This window comes from Streptococcus cristatus (assembly GCF_963529205.1).
Lineage (GTDB): Bacteria > Bacillota > Bacilli > Lactobacillales > Streptococcaceae > Streptococcus > Streptococcus cristatus_O.
This window is the reverse complement of sequence record NZ_CAURYF010000078.1, coordinates 1-2,859: the sequence shown is the minus strand read 5'-3', so window position 1 is coordinate 2,859 and position 2,859 is coordinate 1. Positions and strand designations below refer to the sequence as shown.

Below are 2,859 nucleotides of genomic sequence, written 5' to 3'. Positions count from 1 at the left end.
CAAAAGAATCAGTAACTCTTGCTTCTTCCTTCGCAATTCCTGCGTTTTCATTGTAGCCTCTTCGCTCACATCGGATGGCCTAGCTTTTCCTTTTTCTTCTGCCTGATAACCAGCCTCGGCTACAGCATCCAGCACTTGCTGACTGTCAAATCCTGCCTTAGGCAGCAAACTGAGACGTTCTGTCGCTAAATTGACACTGACATCCTCGACCGTTTCTAAGTCCTTGACCGCCATCTCTACCGTCATAGCACAGGCAGCGCAAGTCATACCAGAGAGCTTGTATTCTTTCTTCTCACTCATCAATGCTTCTCCTTTCCGTGACCGCAACGACACTGGCCTTGAGGGCAGTGGCATTTGATTTCTAAAGGTGCCGAGGCTCTTTTCTTATCAATGACCTGACTGAGCCGCTCCAAGTCCCCTTGACTGAACTGACTTCTCTCAATCATCGAAATCAAAAGATCTCCGTGTTTAGTATTACAGATATTGTCAAAAAGCGCCTGCCATGTACTTTCCAGATGGTCTGCTTCTAAAATCCGAGCATCGTAGTAAAACTTGCCCTCGATTTTTTCCATAGCGATAAATTCTTTGGTCTTCAGACGATTCAAAAGAGTCTTGATGGTTGCCGGCTTCCAGGAAAAATCAGCTTCCAAACGCGCTATGATCTCTGTACTGCGACTATGGGGATAGGCCCACAGCACACGCATCACTTGCCATTCTGCTTGGCTCATATTTTGCTGTTCCATTGTTTAACACTCCCTTATCATTTACATTTGTAATCCAACTCTTTATTAGTTTACATTTGTAATCGCAATTTGTCAAGTATTTTTATTGTCATTTCCTGATATACAAAAAAGAAGGCGGGATAGTCCCGTCTTCTTACTTTATTCTATTAGTGCGCCAACATCTCTTGGGCAATTTCTTGACCGGTCAACTTACTTGGATAGTAGGTAGGCCAGTTTTCCAGCTCATTAAAGAGTGCTTCCTGGCTTTCGCCACCATAGAAGATATGGAAATGAGCCGCCTTAGTCGGTGCAATATTATGGTCGCTAAACTGAACATACTTGTACTGGCCTGCATCCGCATCTGTCGCTTCAAACATAAAGCGTACTCCTCGATTTCCCTTAGAGTAGGTCAGAGTGTGCTTACCAACGTATTTATAAGTATATTTCTTGGATTTTCCATCTACCACAAATTCCATGGTCTTGTCTGTGATATTGATATTGGAAACATCTGTCTTGTAGCCCTTGTCATAGTAGTCCTTGTATTCAGCTGCCGTCATCTTACCAGTCAGCTTAGCCTTGTAGTCAAAGACTTGGTCCAAGGTCCCGTCTTTCAGATAAGGGTAAACAGACTGCCACTCGCCAGCGTAGTCAGACAAGGTCCGATCCTTGATGGCACTGTCTTCAAAGTAGCCGTTTTGCACTGTCTTAGTATCCTCTTCTTTCTCAGCAGCAATCTCTGCTCCCTCTTGGTCAGTCGTTTTCTTGAGAGCCTTGAGATTGGCCTTCATGATTGAAATATAGTCTGCCCCGTCCTTGGTCTGCTTTTCTGTCAAGCTTTCCAGCGGATTCAAGACATCAAGCTCTACTCCTGTTTCCTTAGCCAGAGTAGAAGCCAAAGCCTGAGAGGCATTTTCTTCAAAGTAGATATACTTGATTTTATTTTTCTTGATATACTCGGTCAATTCAGCCAAGCGTGAAGCGGATGGCTCGCTATCTGGTGAAAGTCCAGAAATTGGCACCTGCTTCAAACCATAGTCCAGCGCCAGATAGTTAAAGGCTGCGTGCTGAGTAACAAAACTCTTTTGCTTGGCGTTGGCTAAACCATCTTCAAACTCTTTGTCCAAGGCTTCCAGCTTCTTGATATAAGCCGCTGCATTTTTCTCAAAGGCAGCTTTCTTGTCAGGATAGGCCTTGCTCAGACTATCTCGAATGTGCTCCACCATTTTAATAGCTCGCTTCGGAGACAGCCAAACATGGGGGTCGTATTCATGATGATGCCCCTCTTCACCATGGTCGTGATCTTCTTCCTCTTCACCACCAGGCAGCAAAAGCATATTTCCAGTCGCTTTGATAACCTTTTCTTCCTTATTTTTCAAGGTTTTTAGCAAATCAGGAACCCAAGTCTCCATGTTTTCATTTTCATAGACAAAGGCATCTGCATCCTGAATGGTAGCAACTGCCTTAGCTGAAGGCTCATAATCATGCGGCTCTGTACCAGCCCCGATTAGAAGTTCAACACTCGCCTCATCTCCAGCCACCTGCTTAGTAAACTCGTAAACCGGATAAAAAGTCGTGACAATATTGAGCTTGCCATCTGCATTTTTTTGATTGGAACAAGCTACTAAGAAAATACTCAGTAAACCTGCTAATAGTAAACTAATTTTTTTCATTTTATGCTCCTATTTCATAAATTTTTTGACCAGATTGACCAGCAAGAACAAGCTGACGAAGATAATCGTAATGCTGGCGCTTGCTGGCGTTTCTGCATAGTAAGAAATATAAAGTCCGGCAATCATACCAAAGAAGCCGATGACGTTTGCCAGTAGAATAACCGACTTGAAATTTTTCCCAATCCGCAGGGCAATACTGGCCGGCAAGACCATAATGGTCGAAACCAGCAAGGCTCCCGCAGCTGGAATCATGAGAGCAATCGCAACGCCCGTCACGATATTAAAGAGAATAGACATAGACCGCACCGGCAGCCCATCCACAAAGGCCGTATCCTCATCAAAGGTCAATATGTACATAGGCCGAATGAAGAGGAAGGTCAGAACGAGTACCACTGCCGCAATAACAAAAAGAGAAATCACCTGCTCCCTACTGATAGTCACAATGGAGCCAAATAGATACTGGTCCA

Annotated in this window: 4 protein-coding genes; all 4 read right to left on the bottom strand. The window is 44.3% G+C overall.

Annotated features, from left to right (window positions below; genetic code table 11):
- A partial coding sequence (locus tag RWS39_RS09510; protein ID WP_314482968.1) for a cation transporter occupies nt 1-300 on the bottom strand: 300 nt, incomplete at its 3' end.
- Nucleotides 300-743 carry a CopY/TcrY family copper transport repressor gene (locus tag RWS39_RS09505; protein WP_314482965.1) on the bottom strand — a complete coding sequence of 148 codons (444 nt, stop codon included), beginning with the start codon at nt 741-743 and terminating at the stop codon, nt 300-302. The genes RWS39_RS09505 and RWS39_RS09510, both read right to left, overlap by 1 nt.
- A gap of 146 nt (nt 744-889) precedes the next feature.
- A complete protein-coding gene (locus tag RWS39_RS09500; protein ID WP_314482962.1) occupies nt 890-2,392 on the bottom strand; it encodes a zinc ABC transporter substrate-binding protein AdcA in 1,503 nt (500 codons plus the stop codon).
- Nucleotides 2,393-2,401: 9 nt separating this feature from the next.
- Nucleotides 2,402-2,859 (bottom strand): iron chelate uptake ABC transporter family permease subunit (locus RWS39_RS09495; protein ID WP_314482959.1); only part of this gene is annotated, 458 nt, incomplete at its 5' end.

Excerpts from the sequence above, each read along its gene's own strand:
- RWS39_RS09500 (WP_314482962.1), bottom strand. The coding sequence starts at position 2,392 with ATGAAAAAAATTAGTTTACTATTAGCAGGTTTACTGAGTATTTTCTTA.
- RWS39_RS09505 (WP_314482965.1), bottom strand. The coding sequence starts at position 743 with ATGGAACAGCAAAATATGAGCCAAGCAGAATGGCAAGTGATGCGTGTG.